Below are 24,610 nucleotides of genomic sequence, written 5' to 3' on the forward strand. Positions count from 1 at the left end.
AAGGGTGCGGCAGGGTTTTGGGTGCTGGTTGACTAAGCGGGGACACGTGCAAGGACGCATTACCGGTAAGCTCGCGGAGCGGACCGCGGCCCTGCCGCGCGCAGCCCGCCATGGAGCATTCGCGGCCGCCGTCCTGCTTGCGGTGCTGGTCGGCCGGAGCACCCAGCTGCCGGGCAGCGGTTTTGCGGTCGCCTGGCCGGTGGCAGGTGTCGGATTCCTGTGGATCCTGTGGGCATGGCCACGGCGTGCCGGACGCAGCGTAGCCCTGGGCGGCGTATTCGTTCTGATCTCCCTGATCAACATGGTCACCGGGCTCGAGCCGGTGCTCGCCGTCGCCGGAGGGCTAGGGGGTGCGGTCCAAGGCGCGGCTGCGGCAGCCATCTTCTCGCGGATGGTTCCGTCCCGCAGCGTCAGCGGCTTGGGTGACTACTTCCGACTCACCGCCGTCGCCGTTCTCGCGGCCGCCGCCGCGGGATTGATCCTCCTGGCCGGCGGGTTCGTGCTCGGTGCACAGGGCCAGCTGCAGACCTACCTCGCGTGGGTGGTCCGCAACACTGTTTCCCTTGTGGCGATCGGCAGCTTCGCCCTGGTGGCCGTCCGGTCCGCCCTGCGCCCGGTTCCCGTACCCCGTGACGCGGGTGTGCGCACGGTCGAAGTAGTTGCGCTTCTAGCAGCCACAGGCGTGCTGTACGTTGTCGGATTCGCGCGGGTCGACCCCCTGCCGATCGCATTCATCCTCATACCGGCGAACATCTGGGCCGGGCTCAGGCTGCGGCCGGAGTGGGCGATGGCCTACGGGCTGGGCAGCGGGATCCTCCTCATCTGGCTCACCCTCTCCGGCCGCGGCCCGTTTCACAGCTTCCCGCCCGATACAGCCGCCTATGTGGCCCAGCTCTTCACCTTCGTCGCGTTCTCCGTTTCCGCTGTGCTGGCACTGATCACTGAGGAACGCCTGCAGCTCATCCGGCGCCTTTCAAAGGCCAACCGAGAAGCGCAGGCTGCAACCCGGCTCCGCGACGTGGTGATCGAGAAGATGAATGACGGCGTCGTTGTCGCGGACAGCTCCGGCCGGGTGCTGCTGCGCAACCCCGCAAGCATCCGAGGCCTCGGGGGAGGGATGCCGGCAACCCGGGAGGAATGGGTGGCGCGCTACGACCTGCGCGCCCCGGGCGGGTCGGAACGGCTGTCGGTCGAGGAGTTGCCGCTCTCCCGGGCACTCACCGGCGAAAAGGTGGAGCGCGCGTCGGTCGAACTGCACCGGGCCGACGGGCAGGTGGTGCGGCTTTCGGTAGACGCCGTCCCACTGCCGGGCGGACAGGGCGCAGTGGCTGTCTTCCGCAACGTCACCGAGGAACGCCGCCACCAGGACGACCTCACCCGGTTCGCCTCGGTAGCGGCCCACGACCTGCTCACCCCCCTCACCGTCTTTGACGGGTGGCTCGAGATCCTTGAGGACGACGAAGTCTCGGACAGTGAACGCCGCGGCGCCATCCTCCGCCTTCGCCGGGCAAGCCAGCGGATGCGTTCACTGATCCGCGGACTGCTGGCCTACAGCCTGGCCGAGGAGGACAAGATTGCAGCCGGGCCCGTCGACGTCGCCGCGGTCGTCGCGGGGATCCTCGAGATGCGCTCGACGCTTCCGGTAGACACGACGGCACCGGCGGTCACCTTCCACACGGACATCCGTAGGCATGTTTTCGCCGACGCGCGCCTGTTTTCCCAGCTTCTCGAGAACCTGATCGGCAACGCCGTGAAGTACGGCAGGAAAGACGGCACGGCGATGGTCACGGTGACCTCGGACGAGGACCCGGAAACGGGCTGGACGCGAGTACGGGTCGCCGACAATGGAATCGGGGTCGCCGCCGAGGAGCGGGAGGCAATCTTCAACGAGCTCCACAGGTCCGCGAACGGGATCTCCCACGCCAGCGGCACAGGCATGGGCCTGGCGATCTGCCGGCGCATCGTGGAAAACCACGGCGGACGGATCTACGTTGAGGACGGGCCCGACGGCGGATCGACCTTCACCTTCACCCTTCCGAACCGGCCGGAACAGCTTCCCGCGGGAATTTCAACCGCCCCGCCGCAGGCGCAGGGAGCCGGAAAAGAGGAATCGGTTCCCGGGAAGGGGCGCTAGTGCCCAAACCTGCGCCGGAGGCCCCGGGGGTAGAGGGCCGGCGAAGCGGTGTGCCCCTTGCCGTCGCGCAGACCCTCGAGCACCGCTGTCAGCGCCTCGACCGAGGAGTGCTGCGCGCTCCAACCGAGAATCCCCGCTGCCTTGTCGGTGTTCATGATCGGCGCCTGGGCAGCCATGTCGATCCAGCCGGGGTCGGTCCGCTGCAGTCCAAGCCGCCAGCTCAGGCCCACCACCGCCCGCAGCAGCGGCACGGGGATGTTGAGGACGCGCTGGGCGCGCAGTGCCCCGGCCACGCGGGCCGGGGTCAGTTCCGGTTCCGCGGCGATGTTGAAGGCACCCGACGCGCGCTGGTCGACAACGCGCCAGTAGGCGTCGGCGACGTCGTCGGCGTGGACGGCCTGGAAAATGAGCTGATGCGGGATGGGCAGCACCGGCAGGGGCACCCGGCCCAGAAAGATTTTGGGGATGAGCGGGCCAAGGAAATAGCGCCCTATCTCGCTTCCGGCCCGCGCCTGGAAGATCAGCCCCGGGCGGAGCCGTGCCACGGGAATTTCGGGGTACAGGTATTCGAAGCGGTCAAGCAGGCGTTCCTGCTCGGCCTTGTGGCGGCTGTAATGGGAGGTCACGATGCCCCGTGTCGGCCAGGACTCGTCCTTGCGTGAATCCTTGTCGGAGGGCGAATAGGCCCCGACGGAGGAGGCGCACACCACGTGGCGCACGCGGGCGTCCGCAGCCGCCCGCAGGACATTTTCCGTTCCAATGACGTTGCTGCGGTGCAGCTGGGCCTCATTGCGGTTGGGCTGGATCTCCCAGGCGAGGTGGATCAGCGCATCGGCGCCCGTCAGGACTTCGCTGAGCTGCGCGCGCCCGGCGCCCGTTCCCGCGTCGAGTTCGTGCCAGTCGACGCCGCTGTAGGGAGCCGCGGAGGTGTCCGGAGCGCGCCGGGCCACCCCGGAAATCGTGATCGGTTCCGCGCCCGTTCCCGCACGTTCGGCCGCCGCCCGGTGAAGCCGTCGCAGTACCGCCGTGCCGACGTTCCCTGTCGCGCCAATGACAACGATGCGCATGAGCTGGCTCCTTTATTTCTGCTTCATTCAACCGTAGACGCTGTCATCCAACTGGACTAGTAAGTAAGCTTATGGTGCAGTAGCTCCTGAAGGAATCAACGAAAGTGGCCCGCTGGGCTTTCGGACAGGCAAGCATTGTGGAGGTAACGTGAACAGCAAGAACGCAGCCCAGGCGGATTCCAAGGAAGAAGCGACCCGCCTCAGAGCGAGCCAGAGTCCTGACCCGAATGACTCGCGCAAGCCCGACGACCCCACCGACCTTGCAAAGCCGGCCTGGGGCTACATTCTGAAGCGGACCGTCTCGGAATTCGGCAAGGACCAGTGCACCGACATCGCCGCGGCGCTGACCTACTACGCCGTGCTCTCAATCTTTCCCGGGATCCTGGCCCTGGTCTCGCTGCTCGGGATTTTCGGCCAGGCCGAAACAACAACCAACACCGTGATGGGGATCGTCGGAGACTTTGCCCCGGAAGGTTCGCTGGACACCGTCGAAGGCGTCGTGACGCAGCTCGCGTCCAACCAGGCGGCGGGCCTCGGCCTCGTCGTCGGTCTGCTGGGCGCCATCTGGTCGGCCTCCGGGTATGTCACCGCGTTCTCCCGCGCAATGAACCGGGTGTACGAGGTTGAAGAAGGACGCCCCTTCTTCAAGCTCCGCCCGCAGATGCTCCTGATCACCGTCGTCGTGCTCATCCTGATCGTGATCATGGCCCTGCTGCTCGTGCTGACCGGCCCCATCGCGCAGTCCGTAGGCGACACCATCGGTCTCGGCTCTACCGCCGTGGCAATCTGGGACATCGCCAAGTGGCCGGTCATGGTGGCCTTCGCGGTCATCACGATCGCGGTCCTCTACTACGGTTCACCGAACGTCAAGCAGCCCAAGTTCCGCTGGATGAGCATGGGGGCGTTCATCGCCCTCCTCGTCCTGGCCATCACCACGGCCGCCTTCTCGCTCTACGTGGCCAACTTCGGCAGCTATGACAAGACCTATGGCGCAATCGCCGGCGTCATCATCTTCCTGCTGTGGCTCTGGCTGGCCAACCTCTCGCTGCTGTTCGGCGTCGAGTTCGACGCCGAGGTGGAGCGCGGACGCCAGCTCCAGGCAGGCATCGAGGCCGAGGAAATGATCCAGCTTCCCCCGCGGGACACCAAGGCGACGAAGAAGAAAGAGGAGAAGTTCAGGAAGCTCGCGAACGACGGGCGGGAAATCCGGCACCGTTTCTCGCGCAAGTCCGCCAACCGATAGGCGCTTTCACCACCCTCCTTGCCGGCGGGGATTAGGACACGTTCCCGTTTCCTAATCCCCGCCGGCGTAGGTTAGCCTTCCTTTACACGACGGAACGGCTGAAGGAGGGCGCATGGCCGGGTTGAGCCCCGTTCTCCAGCAGCCGGCCCCTCCGGCAACGCCGGGACCGCGCGGGAGCGTCGCCAAGCTCATCGCCGCAGCCGCCATCCTCGTGCTGGTGTGCGCGGCATCGCTTGTGATCGGCGCAAGGCCCGTACCCGTGGGGACAATCGTCGACGCCTTCACCGCCTTCGACCCCGGCAATGGCGACCACGCGGTCCTTGCCTCCCGGGTACCACGGACCGTCACCGGCCTCCTGGTGGGGGCCGCCCTCGGCACCGCAGGCGCGGCAATGCAGGGCGTGGCCCGGAACCCCCTCGCCGACCCCGGCATCCTCGGCATCAACGCCGGCGCCGCCCTGGCCGTGGTGGTGGGCATCCATCTGTTCGGAATAAGCCAGCCGTCCGGCTACGTATGGTTCGCCTTCGCCGGCGCCGCCGCAGCAGCAGCGGTTGTCTACACGGTTGCAAGCGCGGGCAGGGAGGGCGCGACGCCGGTCAAGCTCGCCCTCGCCGGAGCGGCGCTCGCGGGAGGACTGGGCAGCCTGACCAACGCATTCCTCGTCACCAGCCGGGAAACCCTCGACCAGTTCCGCTTCTGGCAGGTCGGAACGATCTCCGGACGCGGCTGGGAGGTGCTGCTTGCCGTGGCTCCGTTCCTTGCCGCCGGGCTCCTCCTTGTCCTCGGAACCGGGAAGCTGCTCAACAGCCTCGCCCTCGGCGATGACATGGCGCGCGGCCTGGGTCAGAACGTCGGACTGGCCCGCGGCATCACCGCCGGCGGGATCGTCCTCCTCTGCGGCAGCGCAACCGCCGCCGCGGGTCCGATCGCTTTCGTCGGCCTTGTTGTTCCCCACTTCGTGCGGCTGATTGTCGGAGCGGACTACCGGTGGATCCTGCCGTTCTGTGTGGTCCTGGCGCCCGTGCTCCTGCTGGGTGCCGATATCATCGGCCGCGTCCTCCTGCCCCCGGGCGAAATCCAGGTCGGCATCATGACCGCCGTGGTCGGCGCGCCGGTGTTCATCTGGCTCCTGCGCCGCCGGAAGCTGGCACACCTTTGACCGCGCTCAATGGCGCCGGCGCTGTTGCACGGCGCCGCCGCCCCGGCATCCCCGGACTCCGGGGCCGGGTGGTTGCCGCCGCGGCCCTGGTTGTGACGCTGTTCTGCGTCTCGGTTCTCCTTGGCTCCTACACCGTGACGGTTCCGGACCTGTTCCGCATCATTGGTGGGGCAGACATCCCCGGCGCAAGTTTCATCGTGAGGGAAAACAAGCTCCCCCGCGCGGTGGCCGGCCTGCTGGTCGGGGTGGGCTTCGGCGTTGCCGGAGCGCTTTTCCAGACCCTGCTGCGCAACCCGCTGGCCAGTCCCGACATCATCGGGATCAGCTACGGAGCGAGCGCCTCCGCTGTGGCCGCGATCGTGCTGTTCGGTGCCTCGGGAGTGCCGGTGTCGCTGGCGGCGCTCGTCGGAGCGCTGGCGGTTGCCGCAGCCATCTACCTGACGGCCCGACGCGACGGCCTTGCCGGGCACCGGTTGATCCTGGTGGGCATCGGCTTTGCCGCGGTGATGCACGCACTCGTGAATTTCCTCATCACCCGCGCCGACATCCGCACCGCCGGTGAAGCCCTCGTATGGCTCAACGGGTCGCTTAACTCAAGCAACTGGAACCGCGTGGGCATCCTGAGCGCCAGCCTGTGCCTGCTGCTCCCCGCGGCCGCGGTGCTCGCCCGGAGCCTCGGGATCCTCGAGCTCGGCGACGACGCGGCGGCAGGGCTCGGAGTCAGGGTCGAATGGTCCAGGCTCGCCCTGATCTTCACCGGCGTCGGCCTCGCCGCAGTCTCAACCGCCGCGGCGGGACCTGTTGCCGCCGTCGCCTTCCTCTCCGGCCCCATTGCGCGGCGCCTGCTCGGCGGAAGGCCCTCCCTCTTGATGGCCGGGCTTGTGGGGGCGGCGCTCGTCCTCGCAGCGGACTTCGCCGCAGCGAACCTCGTTCCGGGAGGATCCCTTCCTGTCGGGGTGATCACCGGAGCCCTCGGCGCGCCGGTCCTGCTGGGGCTGCTCCTATCCGTAAACCGTTCCGGCCAGGGAGGCTGACATGGCTCTATCCACCACTGTGTCCACCACTGTGTTCACCACCGCATCACCGGGACCCAAGCCTCCGGCTCACACCCTCGCGGCCCGCTCGCTCACACTCTCCTACGACGACCGCCGAGTGGTCGAGGATCTGTCGGTAACGCTGCCGCAGGGACAGGTCAGCGTGATCGTCGGCGCCAACGCCAGCGGCAAGTCAACCCTGCTGCGCGGGCTGGCCCGGCTGCTCAAGCCCGCCAGCGGCACCGTACTGCTCGACGGCGAGGACATCCACTCACTGCCCACACGAGCCGTGGCGCGCACCCTCGGACTCCTGCCGCAGGCTCCGGTTTCCCCCGAAGGGATCACCGTCACCGATCTGATCGGACGCGGACGCTATCCGCACCAAGGCTGGTTCCGGCAGTGGAAACCCGAAGACGACGCCGCTGTTGCCGCCGCGCTTGAGGCCACAGGCATCACCGAACTCGCCGACCGCCCCGTCGACGAGCTGTCCGGCGGACAGCGGCAGAGGGTCTGGATCGCCCTTGCCCTGGCCCAGGAAACAGCAATCCTGCTCCTTGACGAGCCAACCACCTTCCTCGATGTGACACACCAGGTCGAAGTGCTCGACCTGATCACGGACCTGAACCGGAGGGCGGGGACGACCGTGGCGATGGTGCTCCACGACCTCAACCTGGCCGCCCGGTACGCCGACCACCTCATCGCCGTGAAGAACGGCCGGATCCTTGCGCAGGGCCTGCCGTCCGAAGTGGTCACGCAGCACATCGTGTCCGAGGTGTTCGGCCTGCAGTGCCAGGTGATCCCCGACCCCGTCTCCGGCACGCCCCTGGTGGTGCCGATCGGCCGCCACCATGGCGCGGCAGTGGCAGGCTCCGAACGCTCCGGTGCTGCATCATGACCGACCTGACGCACCGCCCACCGCACACCCAGCCCGCGGTTCCGGTCATGCTGACGTTCGATGTTGAAGTCAAACGCGTCCAAAGGATCGGTGCGAACTTCAACCGCATCACCTTCGCCGGGCCAAGCCTGAAGGACTTCGGGGTCGTAGGACCCACCCACGACCTGCGGATCAAGGTGCTGATCCCGCCGGCCGACGGGAACGCGCCCGACATCGCCGCACTGATGCGGGCCGATCCGGAGGGCCGCGGCTGGTACCAGCAGTGGCTCGGCCTCGACCCGGCAGTGCGCGGCGCAATGAGGACCTACACCGTGCGCAGCACGCGCTGCACGGCGGCAGAACCGGAAATTGACGTCGACTTCGTACTCCACTTCGACGCGAACGGCAGGGGCGGACCCGCCTCGCAGTGGGCGGCGGCCGCCGGTCCCGGCAGCAGGATATGCCTCATCGGACCGAACGTTAACGCCGCGCGCTGCTCCACCGCAGGCGCCTACGGCGGCATCGAGTGGGCCCCGGGCCTGGCGCAGCGCGTGCTGCTTGCCGGCGACGAAACCGCCGTTCCGGCCATCGGCGCGATCCTTGAAACGCTGCCCGCCGACATGGGAGGCCATGCCTTCCTTGAAGTTCCCGACGCCGCCGACATCCAGCCGCTTCCCACGGCCTCGAAGGTGGCGGTCACCTGGCTGGTCCGTAACGGGTGCGAACACGGTGAACTCCTCGGAGCCGCGGTGCGCAATGCGGTTCCCCAGCCCGGGTGGGCCGCCCTCGGGGCAGCGCCGGGCGGCGCCGACGGCGGGGAAGTGGCAGCGGGCCCCGAACCCGAGGACGTCGACATCGAACAGGCCGTCCTGTGGGAGACGCCGCAGCGCCTTGAGGCCTCCGGGCATGAGAACGGCGGCGGTGACCAGCCCGCCGGAACCCGGCCCTTCTACGCCTGGATCGCGGGGGAGGCGGCAGTGGTCCGCGGCCTGCGCCGCTATCTGGTGCGCGAGGTCGGCATCGACCGGAAACAGGTGGCCTTCATGGGGTACTGGCGCCTCGGCCGGGCCGAATCGGCATGATTGTGCAGCGCTTCACACAACGACACGCCGGAAGCCATGTAACGGAATTGTAACTTTAGGCGAAGCGAGTAGTATTACTCGGAGTCTGAACCAACTTTTGAGGTCCGCACGCCAAACCCTGTCAGCGGACCGCCCTCAACCTTGCATGACAGGGGCGGAGGACCCACCACCCGGCAGTCAGCGACTGCCTCGGGGTGAAGCCTTCACTGCACTAACTGTCCGCAGTGCAACGAGCCGCAGCGCAAGCTGCCGCTGCGTTGCGCAGTGGGGCCGAGTCAACTCTTGCTCGAACCCGACAGCTAACTTCGCCGGCGTTCGAGAGAGGTATTTTCGTGACCCAGCCGGCCATGTCCGGGCGCCGCCGCGCGCCCGGAGCCGTCCCGAGCACTCCTGCAGCAACCGTGGTGTCCGACCGACCCTGCGAACTTCCCAGCCGTCGCGACCTGCGTCCGCAACCGTCGGCCCGGAGCGGCAAGGGCAGCCTGACCGCGAGGATCCGCCAGGGCGGCCTCGCCGCGGGAGCACTGTTCGTTGGGGCAGGGCTCATCATGGGTGCCGTCGCCCCTTCCCAGGCAACCGCCGAGTCCCCGATCAGCCAGGCGGCCGCGGCCGAACCGGCGCCCGAGGTGACCGCCGACGCCAAGGCGAAGATCGACTTCGGCCGGCAGAGCCCCGCCGCCGTCGCAGGCAAGGCCGAAGCGAAGGCCAAGGCCCTCTCCAGCAGCGTCAAGAAGGCGAAGGCCAAGAAGGCCGCAGCCCTCGCAGCACCCCTCGACAACCTTTCGGTCGCCTCGACCTTCGGATACCGGGTGAACCCGCTCGGCGGATACGCACCCGAACTCCACACCGGCATCGACTACGCGGGAGCGTGCGGCACCCCGGTCAAGGCAGCGGACGACGGCAAGGTCATCGACTCAAGCTGGCACCCCTACGGTGGAGGCCAGCGGATCGTCATCGACCACGGCGCCGGAATGAAGACCACCTACAACCACCTCAGCCAGCTCGGGGCCAGCGTGGGGCAGAAGGTTTCCCGCGGGTCCCTGATCGGCGCTGTGGGGACCACCGGCAACTCCACAGGCTGCCACCTCCACTTTGAAGTGCTGATCAACGACGCCAAGGTCGACCCGCTTCCCTACCTGTAGGAAGCGCGCCCGCCGGGCGTGATGCTGCAGCAGCCTGCAGCGCGTGCCGGATTACGGCAGGGGGTTGCTCAGGATTGCAGGGTCCTTGCTACCGAAGGGCATGCGCAGCCGCAGCGCCTCGGGCATCATTTCGAAGGACATGTGCGTGGCCCGTCCCAGCGGGTCTCCGTCAAGCTGGACCTCAAGCGGTTCGTGGAGCTGCACTTCGGCGCGGCTGCACTGGAAGTACTGAAGGGACGGGTCTTTGCCCTTCCCGCGGGCAAACAGTTTCCCGGCCACGTTGAGCCAACCCAGCTTTCCCCGCGGAGCGACGGTCATGAGGTCAAGGAGGCCGTCGTCGATCTTGGCGCCCGGGAAAATTTCGAGCCCACCCATGATCTTTCCGCAGTTCCCGCCCATCACGCTGCGCAGCCGGCGCTCGAAGGGCCGGCCGCCGTCAACGGTGATTGTGGTGCGTGCCGGACGGCCCGGAAGGTTCCGGATGCCCGCGTCGACATACGCGAGCCAGCCCACGCGGTCCTTCAGGTCATCGCGCGTATCCGACATGATGGCGGCGTCGTAACCGAGCCCGGCCATCACCAGGAACACGTGGGCCTCCTGCGCGCGGTCAACCGTGACATGGACGACGTCGATCCTGCGCTCGGTCCCGTTGAACGCGGTCTCAACGGCCTCCTCGGGGTTGTCCACGGCGATGTCGAGGTTGCGAGCCAGGAGGTTCCCTGTCCCCAGCGGCACCAGCGCCATCACCGTGTCAGTGCCCGACAGCTCCTCCGCGACGCAGCGCACGGTGCCGTCGCCGCCGGCCGCAATGACGACGTCGACCCCGGCACGCAGCGCCTCCTGCGCCTGGCCGTGGCCGGGGTCCTCCGGCGTGGTCTCCAAAATCAGCGGCTCAAGCCACCCTTCCCGCGCCGAAATGCGCGCGACGATCTCCCGCACGTCCTGCCCGGTGTTCTTGATCGGGTTCAGGATGAGTGCTGCTCGCCGTCCGGGTGTGCCGGGGGTGGTGGTCATGGAGTCCTTCGGTCGAAGTGCGGAAAATGGCGCGCCAAGGGGCATCTGCGCATGAGCTTACCGCGCTGAGTCCCCGGACCGGGAGGAGGACGGGGTAGCCTGTCCGGGTGGAATTTACTCAGCGGTACGTCGCACTTGGCGATTCGTTCACTGAAGGAGTGGGGGACTGGGATCCCGGCAGCCCCAATGGGGTGCGCGGCTGGGCCGACCGCGTGGCGGAGCAGCTCATCCTCGCCGACCCGGGCTGGGGGTACGCGAACCTGGCCGTGCGGGGAAAGAAAATGCAGCAGATCCTCGACGAGCAGATCGAACCGGCGCTCCGGCTGCGTCCCACGCTCGTGAGCCTCTATGCCGGAGCCAACGACCTGCTGCGCCCGCGCGTCGACATCGACCGCCTCGTCGAGGGGTACGACGCGGGGATCGCCCGGCTCGCCGACAGCGGTGCAACGGTCGTGCTGTTCACAGGCTTCGACTCGTCGGCTTCGGCAGTCTTCAGCAAGACGCGCGGCCGCACCGCCGTGTACAACGAACTCATACGGGAGGTCGCGGACCGCCGCGGTGCCGTGATCGTCGACTATTGGAGGATGCGCGAGTTCCAGAACTGGGGTTACTGGGACGTCGACCGCATGCACATGTCGACGGCCGGCCACACCCTGATGGCGATGCGCGTGCTGGAGGTCCTCGCAGCCTCGCACAGCGTCGACACGCCGGAACTCGAGGCACGGCCGGCGCTCTCGCGGCTGCGGCAGCTCCGCGCCGACGCGCAATGGGCCCGCGACCACCTCTCGCCCTGGGTGGGACGGCGCCTGCGCGGGGTCTCCTCCGGCGACGAGCTCCGGGCAAGGTATCCCGAGCTCACCCAGCCGGACTTGGTGCGACGATGACCGAACCGGATTGGCTCAGCGCCGAGGAACGCAGGGCCTGGCTTGCCCTCTACGCCGTCTCGACGCTGCTGCCCGGCGCCCTCGACGCCCACCTCTTCCGCGAGGCGCGCATCACCCTTTTTGACTACCATGTGCTGGCGATGCTCTCCGAGGCGCAACGGACCACCCTTCCCATGAGTGAACTTGCCGACCGGTCAACGGCTTCGCTGTCCCGCCTCAGCCACGTGGTCAAGAAGCTCGAGCAGCGCGGGTGGGTCATCCGCAACCCTTCGGCGAAGGACGGGAGGGTGACGACCGCCGCCCTCACCGCGGAGGGACTGAAAACGGTGAAGCAGCTGGCCGTCGCCCACGTGGGGCAGGTGCGCAGCCTCGTCTTCAACCCGCTCGACGACCGCGATGTCGCGGACCTGGAGCGGGTCGGGCGGAAAATCCTCGGCAGCCTCAAGCACGATTCCTGGATTCTCAAGGAAGGGACGCCCGGAGAGCGGTAGGCGCGGCCCCGTTGCCGGCGCCGACGCCGAAGAATCCCTTCCCCCGGTTTGGCTCAGCGGCGGACGACCCGTAGTATGGTATGGCGTTTGGTTGAGCTGGATCCCGCATGCCGGGGTCGGCCCAGCTACCCGTAACTACCTGGAATTAAGGTCGTCGCAGGGCTTCGCGCCCGCACGCCGACCTCAACTTCACCGTCTTCCCCGCGGCGAGGCGCCTCGGCAGGTTCTCACCCTGCCAGGTCCACCTCCGGAAAGCTGCAGTAATAACGGTGTCATTACTGGTGGCGGGACGCTTTAAAAGTGATTTCGTCACGATCATCTAACTGGAGGAGAGTTATGGCAGCCCACTGCCAAGTGACCGGAGCCGAGCCTGGCTTTGGACACAGCATTTCGCACTCGCACCGCCGCACGAAGCGTCGGTTCGACCCGAATATTCAGAAGAAGCGCTACTGGGTTCCGTCCCTGCGCCGCAACGTCACGCTGCAGGTTTCGGCCCGCGGCATCAAGACCATCGATGTGCGTGGCATTGACGCCGTCGTGGCCGAGATCCAGGCGAGGGGAGTGAAGCTCTAGTGGCAAAGGACAAGGACGTACGTCCCATCATTAAGCTGAAGTCCACTGCGGGCACCGGGTACACCTACGTGACCCGGAAGAACCGTCGTAACGACCCTGACCGCATGGTCCTGATGAAGTACGACCCCAAGATCCGCAAGCACGTCGAATTCCGAGAGGAGCGCTAAACAATGGCCAAGAAGTCAAAAATTGCTCGCAATGAGCAGCGCAAGGTTATTGTTGAGCGCTACGCTGCGAAGCGCCTCGAACTCAAGAAGACCCTGGTCGACGAAAACGCTACCGACGACGCCCGCGAAGCGGCTCGCCTCGGCCTGCAGAAGCTGCCGCGCAACGCGTCGCCGGTCCGCCTCCGCAACCGCGACCAGATCGATGGGCGCCCCCGCGGCACCCTCCAGAAGTTTGGCATCTCCCGTGTCCGGTTCCGCGACATGGCACACCGCGGCGAGCTGCCCGGCGTGACCAAGTCCAGCTGGTAATCCACGACGGTTGAGGAAAGCCGGCGGCCTACGGGCCGCCGGCTTTTCTTATGCCCCGGGGTCCTGATCCCCTTCAGCGCACGGCCGGCAGCGGCCCGCCGGAGGGCGAAATACCCGCCCGATCGCGGAAATTGCCCAAAAACATAGCAAAATACGCTCATATCGAGCCCAAATTTGATGTTCCGTTCGCCCAAGCTGGTAAGTTCTCGGACAGAGGCTTTTCGAATATCCCGAAAGCTCGATGTACTAACACATGTCCAGGAGGACCGAAAATTGGCTAAAAACCGTAGTGAACTCGTTGCCGAGGTAGCCGCCAAGGCTGATACCAGCCAGGCTGCAGTGAACAGCGTCCTCGACGCTCTGTTCGATGTCTTCGCGGAGTCCGTTGCCAAGGACGAAAAGATCAGCATCCCGGGCTGGCTGGCTGTTGAGCGCACGAGCCGCGCTGCCCGCACCGGACGCAACCCCCAGACCGGCGAGACCATCCAGATCGCTGCCGGCCACGGCGTCAAGCTGACCGCGGGTTCGAAGCTGAAGGCTTCCGCCAAGTAACACAGGTGAACTCCACCGCAGAATTTGGGACCGCTGCCGAGAACCGGCAGCGGTCCTCTGCGTTTAATACGCATCGAATTGGCCCTTGTTCTACCGCGGGTAGACAATAGGAGGCGTGTCAACAACCGCGAAGGACCCCCGGCCCGCAGCCGGTGCCACCCGCAATCATGCGCAGGCGGTGCCTCCGGCCCTGCTCGCGGCCGGTGCTGCCGTCGTCCTTGCCGGTCTCCTGGCCGCCCTGCTCTTCTCAGGCGCCGCAGCCCCGCGCCAGCTGGGTGATCCCGGGGCCCTGACCCGGTGGGGGCTTCCTGCCGCCAAGACGCTCAACAACCTCGGCGCTGCCGGCACCATCGGGGCGCTCATCTTCTCAATCGTCATCCTTCCCCGGACCACCGGCGGGGGCCGGCGCCCGCGTGCGAAAGACACCCAGACGGAGCATCCAGCCCTCACGCGGGCCCTGACGCTCGCCTCGGTGTCGGCAATTTCGTGGACCCTCGGCGCCCTGGGGGTCATGGTCCTCTCGTACTCCGACGCCGCCGGCGTGCCCGTGAGCTCCGACCAGGCGTACACCACCGGACTCGCCGAATTCCTGACGGACTTTGGCACCGGCAGGGCCTGGCTTGTGACCTCGACCGTCGCGGCCGTCCTCGCAACCCTCACCTTCGGTGTGCGCTCCCTCAACGGCCTCGGCGCAATGGCGGCGCTCGCCCTCCTCAACCTCCTCCCCATGGCCCTTGTCGGCCACGCGGCGAGCGGCGACGACCACAACGCAGCGGTCAACTCGATCGCGCTGCACCTGGTGGGAGTCTGCCTGTGGGTCGGCGGGATCCTCGTCCTCGCGGTCGTGGGAGGACGCCTCGGCGACCAGACCCTGCCCGTCCTCAAACGGTTCTCGGCACTTGCCGGGTTCGCGTTCGCGCTCGTGTTCCTCTCCGGCATCGTCAATGCCAGCCTGCGGATCTCCGACCTGGCACAGCTGAGCTCCCAGTGGGGGCTGCTCGTCACCCTCAAGGCCGTGGCAACCCTCGTGCTCGGCGGAGTGGGCTGGATGCACCGTCAGTGGGTCATTCCGCAGCTCGGCGGCCCCGGCGTCGCCACGGAGGCCCGGCTCAGCGCACGGCGGGTCCTGTGGCAGCTGATCGCCGTTGAGCTGCTGATCATGGCCGCCGTCTCGGGAATCGCCGGCGCGCTCGGCCGCACGGCACCCCCGCGCGCGGAGGAACTCGCCCCCAACGCGTCCCCCGCGCGGATCCTCACCGGCTACGACCTTCCGCCGGCACCCACGCTGTCCCGCTGGTTCACCGAATGGCGGCCGGACTGGCTGTGGATCGCCGTCGCCATGACCCTCGGTGCCGCCTACCTCCTCGGGGTGCGCAACCTGCGCCGCCGGGGCGACTCATGGGCGCTGCCGCGCCTTCTGAGCTGGCTCATCGGGCTGGTGCTGCTGACCTACTTCACCTCGGGCGGTCCGGCCGTCTACGGCGTGGTGCTCTTCAGCGCCCACATGGTCGACCACATGGCCCTCACCATGGTGGTGCCGCTGTTCCTCGTGATCGGCGCCCCCGTGACCCTGGCCCTGAAAGCGCTTCCCGCCCGCACCGACGGCACCCGCGGCATCCGCGAATGGATCCTCGTGCTGATCCATTCGCGCTTCTCCGCCGTGGTGACCCACCCCTTGGTCGCGGCCGCGAACTTCGCCGGATCGATCGTCATCTTCTACTACTCGCCCCTCTTCGGATTCGCGCTGCGCGAGCACGTCGGGCACGAACTGATGATCACGCACTTCCTGATCACGGGCTACCTTTTCGTCCTCACCATGGCCGGCACGGACCCCCTGCCGAGGCGGGCGCCGTACCCCATGCGCCTGCTGCTCCTGTTCTCCACAATGGCCTTCCACGCCTTCTTCGGGGTCGCCCTGATGGGCTCCACGTCGCTGCTGCAGGCCTCCTGGTTTGGCAGCATGGGCAGGGACTGGGGGCCTTCGGCCCTCGAGGACCAGCAGATCGGCGGAGCGGCCACCTGGGGGATCGGGGAGGTGCCAACGCTCCTCCTGGCCATCGGCGTCGCCATCATGTGGTCAAGGACCGATGCGCGCGAGACAAAGCGCAAGGACCGCGCTGCGGACCGGAATAATGACGCGGACCTCGCCGCTTACAACAATATGTTCGCCAACCTGGCGGAGCGGGACAGGCGAAGCCAGGCCCCCGCACCCCAGGTTCCCGCAAAGCCAGGAGACAACGAATGACCGACACGTCGATCCGTAGCTCGTACCGAGTCCGCGCCTCCGCGCTTGAGGGCCGCAACTGGCTCAACACCGGCGGGAAGCAGTTGGGCCTTGAGGAGCTGCGCGGGAAAATCGTGATCCTCGACTTCTGGACGTTCTGCTGCATCAACTGCCTTCACGTCATCGACGAACTGCGCCCCCTCGAAGCCAAGTATTCCGATGTCCTCGTGACGGTCGGCGTCCACTCGCCCAAGTTCGAGCACGAGGCCGACCCCGTGGCCCTTGCCGCCGCCGTCGAGCGGTACGACATCCACCACCCCATCCTCGACGACCCGGAGCTGAGCACCTGGCAGGCGTACACGGCGCGGGCCTGGCCCACACTCGTGGTCATCGACCCCGAGGGCTACATCGTTGCGCACCTCTCCGGCGAAGGCCACGCCGACGGCCTCGACTCGCTCGTCGCCGAACTCGTTGAGGAGCACACAGCCAAGGGCACGCTCCACCGCGGCGACGGCCCCTACGTTCCTGCCGAGAGCACCGCCGGCGACCTCAAGTTCCCGGGCAAGCTGCTCGCCCTGCCCGAAACCGGCACCTTCCTTGCCGCCGACACCGGCCACCACCGCCTCGTCGAACTCGACGCCGACCTGACAACGGTCCGGCGCACCGTCGGAACCGGAACGAGGGGCTGGGCCGACGGCGCCGCCGATACGGCCGAGTTCAACGAACCCCAGGGCCTTGCCCTCCTGCCCCAGGAGACAGCGGAGCGGGTCGGGTACGACGTCGTCGTGGCCGACACGGTCAATCACCGGCTGCGCGGAGTCTCCCTGGCAACAGGGGAGGTGCGCACGCTCGCGGGCAATGGTGTGCAGCGGCTCCTCGACGCCGAGAACCTCACCAAGGCCGCTCCGGGCGGAGCGCCCGCGGACGCCGACGACGATACGCCGCGCCTGCACGGCGCCGTCCTTGGCACCGACGCGTTGAACGTCTCCCTTTCCTCACCCTGGGATGTCATCTACTCGCGCGCCCTCGACAGCGTGGTCATCGCCATGGCCGGAACGCACCAGATCTTCACCTTCAACCCGGTCACCTCCGCCGTCAACATCCTCGCGGGCACCGGGCTCGAAGGGCTCAACGACGGCGCGGGCGACACCGCGTGGTTCGCGCAGTCCTCAGGGCTGGCCGAGGACGCCGACGGCCGCATCTGGGTTGCCGATTCGGAAACCTCGTCGCTGCGTGTTCTCACCGTCACCCCCGGCGACCAGCCCTTGGTGCAGGTGGAGACCGCCATCGGGAGCGGACTCTTCGACTTCGGGTTCCGCGACGGGGACGCCGCCCAGGCGCGGCTGCAGCACCCGCTCGGGGTCACGGCACTGCCCGACGGTTCGATTGCCGTCGCCGACACCTACAACGGCGCGGTGCGCCGCTACGACCCGGCCACCGAGCAGGTGTCCACCCTGGTCCGCGGCCTGGCGGAGCCCTCCGACCTGATCGTCGACTCAACGCCTACCGAAAGCGGATCCGAGCCCCTGCTCGTCGTTGTCGAAACCAACCGGCATCAGCTGGTGCGGGTGCCGATTCCCAAGGAGGCCCTTGCCGTTGACGAGGGCGCCTCGCAGAGCCAGCGCCCCACAACCTCGGTGACGGCCACCGGCCCCCTCGCGGTGAAGGTGCGCTTCACCCCGCCGACGGGGCAGAAACTCGATGACAGGTGGGGCGATCCGTCGCAGCTGAAGATCTCCGCGTCGCCTGAATCGCTTCTGCTCTCCGGGAGCGGCACCTCGGTGGGGCTGACGCGGGAACTGCGCTTCTCCGACGAGGTGCGCGAAGGCGTCCTGCACATCACCGCGAGGGCCGCGGCGTGCGACGGCGAGCCGGGCGGGGAGATCCCCGACCACGCGGCCTGCCACCTGTATCAGCAGGACTGGGGCATCCCCGTTGTGCTGACCGCCGGCGGCGACAACGAACTGACCCTGGACCTGCGCGGGCTCAACTGACCGGACGGGTGGGCCGGCGTCCCTTCGTGAGGGGGCGGGTGCTGCCGCCGGCCCGGCGGGCCCGGACGGCTGTGCCCGGTGCCCGGTGCCGCAGCACTCGACGGTTCTCAGTACCCGGTCGTGCTCAGTCTTCGACGGCGGTCAGTCTTCGACGGTGCTCAGTATTCGACGACCGGCGTCACGGTGACCTCCGAGTCGGTGACCGTGAGTTTTGCGGAGAACTCGAACGACCGCTCCGCCCTCACGTCCTCGATGGCGCCGCTGAACAGGTCCTGGAGCCGGGTGTCGAGGCGGGCGGTGCCGGTGAGTGGGGCGATGACCCACTTCCCGTCGTTGGGCCCGATGCGGATCGCCGGGTACTTCGTGATTGACCAGGAGATGTCCCCGGCCAGCCGCTGGGCGGTCTGGAAGTTGAAGGGGCAGTTGGTCGGCTGGAACACCGTCTGGGCGGCGCACTTATCGAGGAAGGCCCGGATCTCGCCGTCGACGGCCTTGGTGAGCTCGGGTGTGGCGGCCGTCGCAAGGGCAAGGGTTTCCGTGCCGGCGGTGCGTGCCGTGACCGGGAGGGTGCGCGAGGCGGCGTTGAGGTACTTGCCGCTGAAGTGGCCCTCGAGTTCCACCGGGTAGAACGAGGCGAACCTGCTGCGCCCCTCGGGCAGGGCGACCCGCTCACCGTTGACCGTGGCCTCGGTCCCGTTCACCACCGACACTTCGACTTCCGGGAGCATCGCCGGGACGAACTCCCAGACCTGAAAGAAGATCCAGCGGTTCCCGGTCTTTTCGAGCGGGAACGTTGTTGTGTGCTCCGTGCCCCGGATGGTGTAGCTGACGGGAACATCGACCCGGTCACCGCCCGCCGGCACCGCATCCTGCACCTCGACATCCTTGACCGCCGCTGCACCTGCCGCGAGCGCCGGGCCGTCGAGCAGCGCGGGGTTGGCCTGCGGCACCGAGCCGTTGAGCAGGCCCAGGGCGCCCTCGCCGTCGCCTTCGCGCAGCGCCGAGAAGTATTCCTCGACCTGGCGCTCAGGGCCGTAAAGGCCGCTGTTGAGGAAGAGCACGACGCCGACAAAGGCCGCCGCCGTGAGCATCAGTCCCAGCAGCCAGCCGGCAAGGACTTTCACGACGGGTGGAGTTTGCACGCTCCAACGTTACCCGGTTCGGGCGGCTGCCCTCCTCTTCGGGTGCCCTGTTGACGCAGGGCGGGCGGCGCCGTCAGCCCTGAAAACGCCGGTCGCACCCAAACAGCGGCGAAGCCGCACCGCCGATCAGCGGTGCGGCTTCGCCAATGTTTTTCAGCGGGCGCGGGAGGCCTCAGCCGGCGGAATGCTTGCCTCCGGTCGCAGTCGCTCCGCCCCGCGAGCCGGCCGCCGCCGTGCCTCCTCCGGCCGCTACGCCGGAGGGCGCCGCCGTCCGGTTGCTGCTCGAGAAGCCCGAACCCGTGTTGCTGCCGTCGCCCTGCGCGTTGGCGATCTCCTCGGCGCGCTCCTGGTTCGCCTCCTCGGTGAGGGCCGCACCGGCGTCGGCGTCACGGGTGAGGTTGTCCCCAGTCTCCGGATCGAACAGGTGGAGCTTGCGGGTGTCGAGCCAGATCTCCGCCTCACGGCCACCGCGGATACGGCTTGCGGCGTCGAGGGTGACGACAACCTGGGGCCGCAGTTCGTCGGCGTCCATCTCCTTGGCCAGGTTGTTCAGCAGCTCCCGGACCTCGGGGGCCGGGTCGAAGTTGATGTACCCGTACTGCTCGTTGCCCAGCCACTCGGTGTGGGTGAGGTTGGCGCGGAAGACGGAGCCGTGTCCCCGCTTGGACTCCTCGACGAGTTTCGCGTCCTCGAAGAACTCGGGGCGCACCCCGACCAGTACAACCTTCTTCCCGGCGGCCTTCGCGGCCTTCTCCGCCGGGATTTCAAGGTCGCCCAGCGCGGTGTGCAGCCCGTTCCCCGTGATCGTGGCAGGGAGGAAGTTCATTGACGGGGACCCGATGAACCCGGCAACGAACAGGTTGCGGGGCTGTTCGTAGAGTTCCCGGGGGGAGGCGATCTGCTGCAGTTCGCCCTTCTTCAGCACCGCGACCCGGTCGCCTAGGGTCATCGCCTCGGTCTGGTCGTGCGTCACGTACACCGACGTCACCCCGAGCCGGCGCTGCATCTGCGAGATCTCCGAGCGCATCTGCCCGCGGAGCTTCGCATCGAGGTTCGACAGCGGCTCGTCGAAGAGGAACGCGTCGGCCTGGCGGACGATTGCCCGGCCCATGGCGACCCGCTGGCGCTGGCCGCCGGAGAGGTTCGCCGGCTTGCGCTGGAGGTGGTCGGTCAGCTCAAGGGTCGAGGCCGCCTCGGTCACCAGGCGCTTGATCTCCTCATCGCTGTGCTTGCCCTTGGCCAGCCGCAGCGGGAAAGCGATGTTCTCGTAGACGGTCAGGTGGGGGTAGAGAGCGTAGTTCTGGAACACCATCGCAAGGTTGCGGTCGCGCGGGGCCTTGTCGTTGACGCGCTCGCCGTTAATCAGCAGGTCGCCTTCGGTGATGTCCTCGAGGCCCACGATCATCCGCAGCAGGGTTGACTTGCCGCAGCCAGAGGGGCCCACGAGGATGATGAATTCACCGTCGGCGATGTCGATGCTGATGTCGTTGACGGCAGGGAAGCCATCGCCGTATCTCTTGATCAGGTGATTGAGTGTGATTGAAGCCATTGGAGGGAATCCTTTTCTTGATCCGGGGTGTTAGCCCTTGACGGCGCCCTGAGTCAGGCCTGAAACGATTTGACGCTGGAATGCCAGGACCAGCACGACAACCGGGATGGTGACGATGATGGCCGCTGCCGAGATGGCGCCGGTCGGTGCTTCGAACTGCGAGGCCCCGGTGAAGAACGCCAGGGCCGCCGGGACCGGCCGCGCCGCCTCGGTGGAGGTCAGCGAGATGCCGTAGACGAAGTCGTTCCAGGCGATGAAGAAAGCGATGATCGCCGTCGTGAAGACGCCGGGTGCCGCGAGGGGAACGATCGCCTTCCGGAACGCCTGCCACGTCGTCGCTCCGTCAACCTGGGCGGCCTGCTCGAGTTCCCACGGGATCTGCCGGAAGAACGCCGCAAGCGTCCAGATGGAGATCGGGAGGGTCAGGGACAGGTAGGGGATGATCAGCCCAGGCCATGTGTCGTAGAGCCCGATGGTGCGCCAGAGGTTGAACAGCGGGGTAACGATCGAAATGACGGGGAAGATGGAGACCGCCAGCGCCGTGGTGAGCACCAGCTTCTTGCCCGGGAAGTCGAGCCGGGCGATTGCGTAGGCGCAGAGGGTTGCCAGCACCACGGCGATGAAGGTGGAGATCAGGCAGATGCCGATGGAGTTCCGCAGCGCCGTGAGGAACAGGCCCTGGGCGTCACCGACGAGGATCTGCTCGTAGTTTCCGGTGGTTGCCGTGCCCGGAGAGGGCAGGAACCGCTGGCTCGTGAGGTCGCTCGGCGTCTTGAACGACGTGGCCAGGATCGACATCACGGGGAACAGGGCGTACACCAGAACGAGCACGGTGACGATGGTCCAGAGGACCTTGGACTTGGTACTGGTCATCACTTACCTCCCTGGGCCCCGGCGAGGTCCACCTTGAACAGCTTGATGGCGACGAAACAGATGAGCAGCACGCACAGGAACAGGAGGACCGAGACTGCCGATCCGAGGCCGATCTCGAGCCTGCTGATCGACTGGCGGTAGGCCAGCAGTGAGAGCACTTCAGTGCCGTAGGCGCCGTTGGTCATGATGAACACGTTGTCGAAGATCCGGAAGGCATCGAGTGCCCTGAACAGGACGGCGACCATGATTGCCGCCTTCATGTTCGGAATGATCACCTTGCGCATCTGCTCCCACCAGGTGGCGCCGTCGACCTTCGCGGCCTCGGTGAGCTCGTCGGGAACCTGCGCCAGCCCTGCGAGCAGCAGGAGCGAGATGAACGGCGTCGTCTTCCAGATTTCCGATGCCATGATCACGAACAGGGCGGTGGGGCCTTGGGCGAACCAGTTGAGGTCCTGGTCGATCCCGGGGAGCCAGGCGAACCAGCTGTTGACGTAACCGGAGTTGATGTCGAAGGCGTAGAACCACGCGAACGCCGACACAACGGTGATGATGCCGTAGGGCACCAGGATCGCTGTGCGGAGCGGGCCCCGCACCGCCTTCAGGGCCTTGTGCATGACCAGGGCCAGCGCGAAGCCGAGGACGAGTTCCACGGCGACGGTGATGATGGTGATCAAGAGGGTGGTCCACAGGGCCGACCACCACACCCCGTCACTGAGGATCACCGCGTAGTTGCCCAGCCCGATGAATTCGCGCTCACCCGGGGCGGTGAGGCGGAACTGGAAGAGGGACTCGTAGATGGCCTGCAGGATCGGATACAGGGTCACCGCGAGCATGATGATGAACGCGGGACCCGCGAGCATCCATCCGAGCCGCCGTTCCGCGCGGACGCGGTCACTGTACTGGGCCGTTGCTTTCTTGTCGGATGGGCCGCCCGGGCCGACACTCGGCTGCGTGTCCGCCTCTACGTCCGGGCTGACGGGTTTTGCCGGAATTGCAGAAGTCACAGCAATTGCTCCCCTCGAAGGACCGAGATGATGAAATCGGTTGAATTGCGGGGCGTCGATTCCGGGTCGACGCTGGCCGGAGGCGCCCACGTCTGCTGGATGCCCGTCGAGATCTCGTTGTAGAACGGAGTCTGGGGGCGCGGCTTGGACTGCTCGAGCGATTCCCGGATGGTGTCAGCCATCGGGAAGGTCTCCTCGATCCGCGGGTCGTCGTATGCCTCGGTGTTGGCCGGCGGGTTGCCGTTCGTGACGAAGTATTCGGCCTGGTTCTCGGGGGAAACGATGCACTCGATCGCCTCGTAGGCGAGCTCCGGGTTGTCGCTTGCCGCGCCGACGGCGAGGCTGATTCCTCCGAGCGGGGGAGCGGCATCCTCACCCTCTTTAACCTGCGGGTAGATGCCCCAGCCGATGTCGTCGATCAGCGACTCGTCGAGGGTGCCAGCCTCGACCGCGCCGTTGGTGGCGGGCCACACGAACGGCCAGTTCACCATGAACGCCCCGTCGTCGCCCTGGAAGTTGATCATCGACGTGTTCTCGTCCTGGGTCGCCAGGCCCGGACCGCCGAGCCCCTCCCCGCCGATCGTCGAGATGATCCGGGCGGCTTCGGTGCCCGCCTCCGAGGTCAGGGCGAGCTCGATCTGGTCGGACGTTGCCTCGGGATCGACGATGATCGATTCACCACCCGACTCCACGAGCGCATTGACCCAGACCGTCATCGATTCAGCCTGCGCCCCCTGAACTCCAAGCACCTTGTCCTGCTCCTTGGCAGCGTCGATGATCTGGTCCCAGGTGACAGGCTTTGACATGTCGAGGCCCGCCGCCTCCGCCACCGACTTCCGGTACCAGAGGATCTGCGTGTTCGCCCAGAAGGGGATTGCAACAAGTTCGTCTTTCCAGGTCGCTCCCGCAAGGGCCCCTTCAACAACGTTTTCGGTTGTGTTTGAGGCCACGTCCTCGGGCACAGGAGCAAGAAAGCCCGGCTCCGCGAGTTCAGGGATGAACGGCGGGTCCAGGCTCATGATGTCGAGGGAGGAGTCTCCTGCGGCGAGACGCCGGGCGAGCTGCTCCCGCTGGGAGGCCGCGTCGCTGGGAAGCAGTGAGGTTTCTATCCGGTAGGCGCCGTTTGCCTCTTCGGTGCATTTGGCGGCGATGTCCGCCTGCCCCCCGGCGTCCGGATTGATGTACCAGGTGAGTGTTTCAGTGCTCCCTGCGGAATCACCGCAGCCGCTCAGGAGCAGGGTTCCCGCGAGCACTGTGGCGATTGTGCCTGCGCGCGGTCGGCCTCGAGTGGAATTTCGTTTCCTAGTCGGCATACTTACCGAGCCTCCACATCTTTGTAGACAACCCAGCTGACGGTTCAGGTGAAGCGACAGCCTAAATCAACGTTCGCTTTTTGACCATATGCCCGAACAGCAGAATCCGCTAGACAGTCGGCTTACTAATTGGCTGACTAGGAGTAATCCAAAAATGGAGGGCCGGGAGGAAACGGCGGTGGCCCGGTTCAGGAAGCCGCGGTGTGGAGCGCGTGCGGAGGGCGCTGAAGGTCATCGGTGAGGGCTTCCGCCGGGTCCGAACCCAGCTTCACAATCGAGTTTTTTCCGTCGACATGGACCACGGTCGGCACGAAGGAACGTGCTTCCTCGGTGGTCATCGAGGCATAGGTAATCAGGATGACGAGGTCGCCGCGCTGCACCAGATGGGCGGCGGCGCCGTTGATGCCAAGCACGCCCGAACCGCGCTCGCCGGCGATCGTGTACGTTTCCAGCCGGGCGCCGTTTGTGACGTCGACGATCGAAACGAGCTCTCCCGGCAGGATGTCGGCGGCTTCGAGCAGATCCAAGTCCACCGTGACCGATCCGACGTAGTGGAGGTCGGCGTGCGTCACGGTGGCGCGGTGGATCTTCGACTTAAAAATTGTGCGGTTCATCCGTACAAGGATACTGCGCGCGGAGCAGTGGCCCGTGCTGCATCGCTCACAGCGAAGCGCCGGCACCGGCGGGAAGGAAACGAGCGGGCGACGGGAATCGAACCCGCGTATCGAGCTTGGGAAGCTAGCGCTCTACCATTGAGCTACGCCCGCACTGGGACCGCTGGCGGAG

At 67.0% G+C, this 24,610-nt stretch carries 23 protein-coding genes, 1 tRNA gene and 1 riboswitch; of the genes, 15 read left to right on the top strand and 9 right to left on the bottom strand.

What is annotated here, in order from left to right; all coding sequences use genetic code 11:
• The first annotated feature begins 46 nt into the window (after nt 1-46).
• Nucleotides 47-2,134 carry an ATP-binding protein gene (locus AC4D14_RS05480; protein ID WP_490900591.1) on the top strand — a complete coding sequence of 696 codons (2,088 nt, stop codon included), beginning with the start codon at nt 47-49 and terminating at the stop codon, nt 2,132-2,134.
• Here AC4D14_RS05480 and AC4D14_RS05485 read toward each other — a convergent pair.
• Complete coding sequence (locus AC4D14_RS05485) at nt 2,131-3,201, bottom strand: NAD-dependent epimerase/dehydratase family protein (protein WP_490900592.1); 1,071 nt, start codon at nt 3,199-3,201, stop codon at nt 2,131-2,133. The genes AC4D14_RS05480 and AC4D14_RS05485 overlap by 4 nt on opposite strands.
• 148 nt (nt 3,202-3,349) lie before the next feature.
• Here AC4D14_RS05485 and AC4D14_RS05490 point away from each other — a divergent pair, with 148 nt between their 5' ends.
• The 6 genes from AC4D14_RS05490 (at nt 3,350) to AC4D14_RS05515 (ending at nt 9,735) form a co-directional block, all read left to right on the top strand.
• Entirely contained in the window at nt 3,350-4,444 is a 1,095-nt protein-coding gene (locus AC4D14_RS05490; RefSeq protein WP_490900593.1) for a YihY/virulence factor BrkB family protein, read from the top strand.
• A gap of 112 nt (nt 4,445-4,556) precedes the next feature.
• The gene (locus AC4D14_RS05495; protein WP_490900594.1) at nt 4,557-5,603 is read left to right on the top strand and encodes a FecCD family ABC transporter permease; all 1,047 of its coding nucleotides are present in this window, start codon (nt 4,557-4,559) and stop codon (nt 5,601-5,603) included.
• Between the two features lie 47 nt (nt 5,604-5,650).
• A complete protein-coding gene (locus tag AC4D14_RS05500; protein WP_490901510.1) occupies nt 5,651-6,637 on the top strand; it encodes a FecCD family ABC transporter permease in 987 nt (328 codons plus the stop codon).
• A gap of 1 nt (nt 6,638) precedes the next feature.
• Nucleotides 6,639-7,532, top strand: a complete 894-nt coding sequence (locus tag AC4D14_RS05505; protein ID WP_490900595.1) for an ABC transporter ATP-binding protein — start codon at nt 6,639-6,641, stop codon at nt 7,530-7,532.
• The gene (locus tag AC4D14_RS05510; RefSeq protein WP_490900596.1) at nt 7,529-8,593 is read left to right on the top strand and encodes a siderophore-interacting protein; all 1,065 of its coding nucleotides are present in this window, start codon (nt 7,529-7,531) and stop codon (nt 8,591-8,593) included. The genes AC4D14_RS05505 and AC4D14_RS05510 overlap by 4 nt, the downstream gene beginning before the upstream one ends.
• Before the next feature lie 120 nt (nt 8,594-8,713).
• Nucleotides 8,714-8,922, top strand: a riboswitch (cyclic di-AMP (ydaO/yuaA leader).
• A gap of 3 nt (nt 8,923-8,925) precedes the next feature.
• Nucleotides 8,926-9,735, top strand: a complete 810-nt coding sequence (locus tag AC4D14_RS05515) for a M23 family metallopeptidase (protein WP_490900597.1) — start codon at nt 8,926-8,928, stop codon at nt 9,733-9,735.
• A gap of 51 nt (nt 9,736-9,786) precedes the next feature.
• On the opposite strand, the gene AC4D14_RS05520 is transcribed toward AC4D14_RS05515, so the two are convergent.
• Nucleotides 9,787-10,749, bottom strand: coding sequence for a diacylglycerol/lipid kinase family protein (locus AC4D14_RS05520; RefSeq protein ID WP_490900598.1), 963 nt, complete (start codon nt 10,747-10,749; stop codon nt 9,787-9,789).
• 107 nt (nt 10,750-10,856) lie between these two features.
• Here AC4D14_RS05520 and AC4D14_RS05525 point away from each other — a divergent pair, with 107 nt between their 5' ends.
• The 8 genes from AC4D14_RS05525 to AC4D14_RS05560 all read left to right on the top strand — a co-directional run bounded on the left by AC4D14_RS05525 (nt 10,857) and on the right by AC4D14_RS05560 (nt 17,943).
• Complete coding sequence (locus AC4D14_RS05525) at nt 10,857-11,633, top strand: SGNH/GDSL hydrolase family protein (RefSeq protein WP_490900599.1); 777 nt, start codon at nt 10,857-10,859, stop codon at nt 11,631-11,633.
• Nucleotides 11,630-12,124, top strand: a complete 495-nt coding sequence (locus tag AC4D14_RS05530; RefSeq protein ID WP_490900600.1) for a MarR family winged helix-turn-helix transcriptional regulator — start codon at nt 11,630-11,632, stop codon at nt 12,122-12,124. The genes AC4D14_RS05525 and AC4D14_RS05530 overlap by 4 nt, the downstream gene beginning before the upstream one ends.
• Nucleotides 12,125-12,460: 336 nt before the next feature.
• Nucleotides 12,461-12,697, top strand: a complete 237-nt coding sequence (gene rpmB, locus AC4D14_RS05535) for a 50S ribosomal protein L28 (RefSeq protein WP_026545364.1) — start codon at nt 12,461-12,463, stop codon at nt 12,695-12,697.
• Nucleotides 12,697-12,864, top strand: a complete 168-nt coding sequence (gene rpmG / locus AC4D14_RS05540) for a 50S ribosomal protein L33 (protein ID WP_019481734.1) — start codon at nt 12,697-12,699, stop codon at nt 12,862-12,864. Before rpmB ends, rpmG begins: the two co-directional genes overlap by 1 nt.
• Before the next feature lie 3 nt (nt 12,865-12,867).
• Entirely contained in the window at nt 12,868-13,173 is a 306-nt protein-coding gene (rpsN, locus tag AC4D14_RS05545; RefSeq protein ID WP_049830829.1) for a 30S ribosomal protein S14, read from the top strand.
• Between the two features lie 273 nt (nt 13,174-13,446).
• On the top strand, nt 13,447-13,725 hold the full coding sequence (locus AC4D14_RS05550; protein ID WP_120167571.1) for an HU family DNA-binding protein: 279 nt from the start codon (nt 13,447-13,449) through the stop codon (nt 13,723-13,725).
• Between the two features lie 115 nt (nt 13,726-13,840).
• Nucleotides 13,841-15,970: a bifunctional copper resistance protein CopD/cytochrome c oxidase assembly protein gene (locus AC4D14_RS05555; protein WP_490900601.1), complete on the top strand. Its 2,130-nt coding sequence runs from the start codon at nt 13,841-13,843 to the stop codon at nt 15,968-15,970.
• A complete protein-coding gene (locus AC4D14_RS05560; protein WP_490900602.1) occupies nt 15,967-17,943 on the top strand; it encodes an NHL domain-containing thioredoxin family protein in 1,977 nt (658 codons plus the stop codon). The genes AC4D14_RS05555 and AC4D14_RS05560 overlap by 4 nt, the downstream gene beginning before the upstream one ends.
• A gap of 158 nt (nt 17,944-18,101) precedes the next feature.
• Here AC4D14_RS05560 and AC4D14_RS05565 read toward each other — a convergent pair whose 3' ends face one another.
• From AC4D14_RS05565 to AC4D14_RS05595, 7 genes are all read right to left on the bottom strand, one after another.
• Nucleotides 18,102-19,085, bottom strand: coding sequence for a hypothetical protein (locus tag AC4D14_RS05565; protein WP_490900603.1), 984 nt, complete (start codon nt 19,083-19,085; stop codon nt 18,102-18,104).
• A 172-nt stretch (nt 19,086-19,257) separates the two neighbouring features.
• Nucleotides 19,258-20,634 (bottom strand): ABC transporter ATP-binding protein, encoded by a 1,377-nt coding sequence (locus tag AC4D14_RS05570; RefSeq protein ID WP_490900604.1) that lies wholly within the window; start codon nt 20,632-20,634, stop codon nt 19,258-19,260.
• A 30-nt stretch (nt 20,635-20,664) separates the two neighbouring features.
• On the bottom strand, nt 20,665-21,507 hold the full coding sequence (locus tag AC4D14_RS05575; protein WP_490900605.1) for a carbohydrate ABC transporter permease: 843 nt from the start codon (nt 21,505-21,507) through the stop codon (nt 20,665-20,667).
• On the bottom strand, nt 21,507-22,511 hold the full coding sequence (locus AC4D14_RS05580) for a carbohydrate ABC transporter permease (protein WP_490900606.1): 1,005 nt from the start codon (nt 22,509-22,511) through the stop codon (nt 21,507-21,509). Before AC4D14_RS05580 ends, AC4D14_RS05575 begins: the two co-directional genes overlap by 1 nt.
• Entirely contained in the window at nt 22,508-23,824 is a 1,317-nt protein-coding gene (locus AC4D14_RS05585; protein ID WP_490900607.1) for an extracellular solute-binding protein, read from the bottom strand. Before AC4D14_RS05585 ends, AC4D14_RS05580 begins: the two co-directional genes overlap by 4 nt.
• Nucleotides 23,825-24,012: 188 nt before the next feature.
• Entirely contained in the window at nt 24,013-24,438 is a 426-nt protein-coding gene (panD, locus tag AC4D14_RS05590) for an aspartate 1-decarboxylase (protein ID WP_490900608.1), read from the bottom strand.
• Nucleotides 24,439-24,520: 82 nt separating this feature from the next.
• Nucleotides 24,521-24,591, bottom strand: a tRNA-Gly gene (locus AC4D14_RS05595).
• Between the last annotated feature and the right edge of the window lie 19 nt (nt 24,592-24,610).

This window comes from Arthrobacter sp. TJ-254 (genome assembly GCF_058269175.1).

What these genes read in the sequence shown, in the direction of transcription:
- AC4D14_RS05485 (WP_490900592.1), bottom strand. Translation starts at nt 3,201, where the DNA reads ATGCGCATCGTTGTCATTGGCGCGACAGGGAACGTCGGCACGGCGGTA.
- AC4D14_RS05495 (WP_490900594.1), top strand. Translation starts at nt 4,557, where the DNA reads ATGGCCGGGTTGAGCCCCGTTCTCCAGCAGCCGGCCCCTCCGGCAACG.
- AC4D14_RS05505 (WP_490900595.1), top strand. Translation starts at nt 6,639, where the DNA reads ATGGCTCTATCCACCACTGTGTCCACCACTGTGTTCACCACCGCATCA.
- AC4D14_RS05510 (WP_490900596.1), top strand. Translation starts at nt 7,529, where the DNA reads ATGACCGACCTGACGCACCGCCCACCGCACACCCAGCCCGCGGTTCCG.
- AC4D14_RS05520 (WP_490900598.1), bottom strand. Translation starts at nt 10,749, where the DNA reads ATGACCACCACCCCCGGCACACCCGGACGGCGAGCAGCACTCATCCTG.
- AC4D14_RS05530 (WP_490900600.1), top strand. Translation starts at nt 11,630, where the DNA reads ATGACCGAACCGGATTGGCTCAGCGCCGAGGAACGCAGGGCCTGGCTT.
- rpmB (WP_026545364.1), top strand. Translation starts at nt 12,461, where the DNA reads ATGGCAGCCCACTGCCAAGTGACCGGAGCCGAGCCTGGCTTTGGACAC.
- rpsN (WP_049830829.1), top strand. Translation starts at nt 12,868, where the DNA reads ATGGCCAAGAAGTCAAAAATTGCTCGCAATGAGCAGCGCAAGGTTATT.
- AC4D14_RS05560 (WP_490900602.1), top strand. Translation starts at nt 15,967, where the DNA reads ATGACCGACACGTCGATCCGTAGCTCGTACCGAGTCCGCGCCTCCGCG.
- AC4D14_RS05570 (WP_490900604.1), bottom strand. Translation starts at nt 20,634, where the DNA reads ATGGCTTCAATCACACTCAATCACCTGATCAAGAGATACGGCGATGGC.
- AC4D14_RS05575 (WP_490900605.1), bottom strand. Translation starts at nt 21,507, where the DNA reads ATGACCAGTACCAAGTCCAAGGTCCTCTGGACCATCGTCACCGTGCTC.
- AC4D14_RS05585 (WP_490900607.1), bottom strand. Translation starts at nt 23,824, where the DNA reads ATGCCGACTAGGAAACGAAATTCCACTCGAGGCCGACCGCGCGCAGGC.
- panD (WP_490900608.1), bottom strand. Translation starts at nt 24,438, where the DNA reads ATGAACCGCACAATTTTTAAGTCGAAGATCCACCGCGCCACCGTGACG.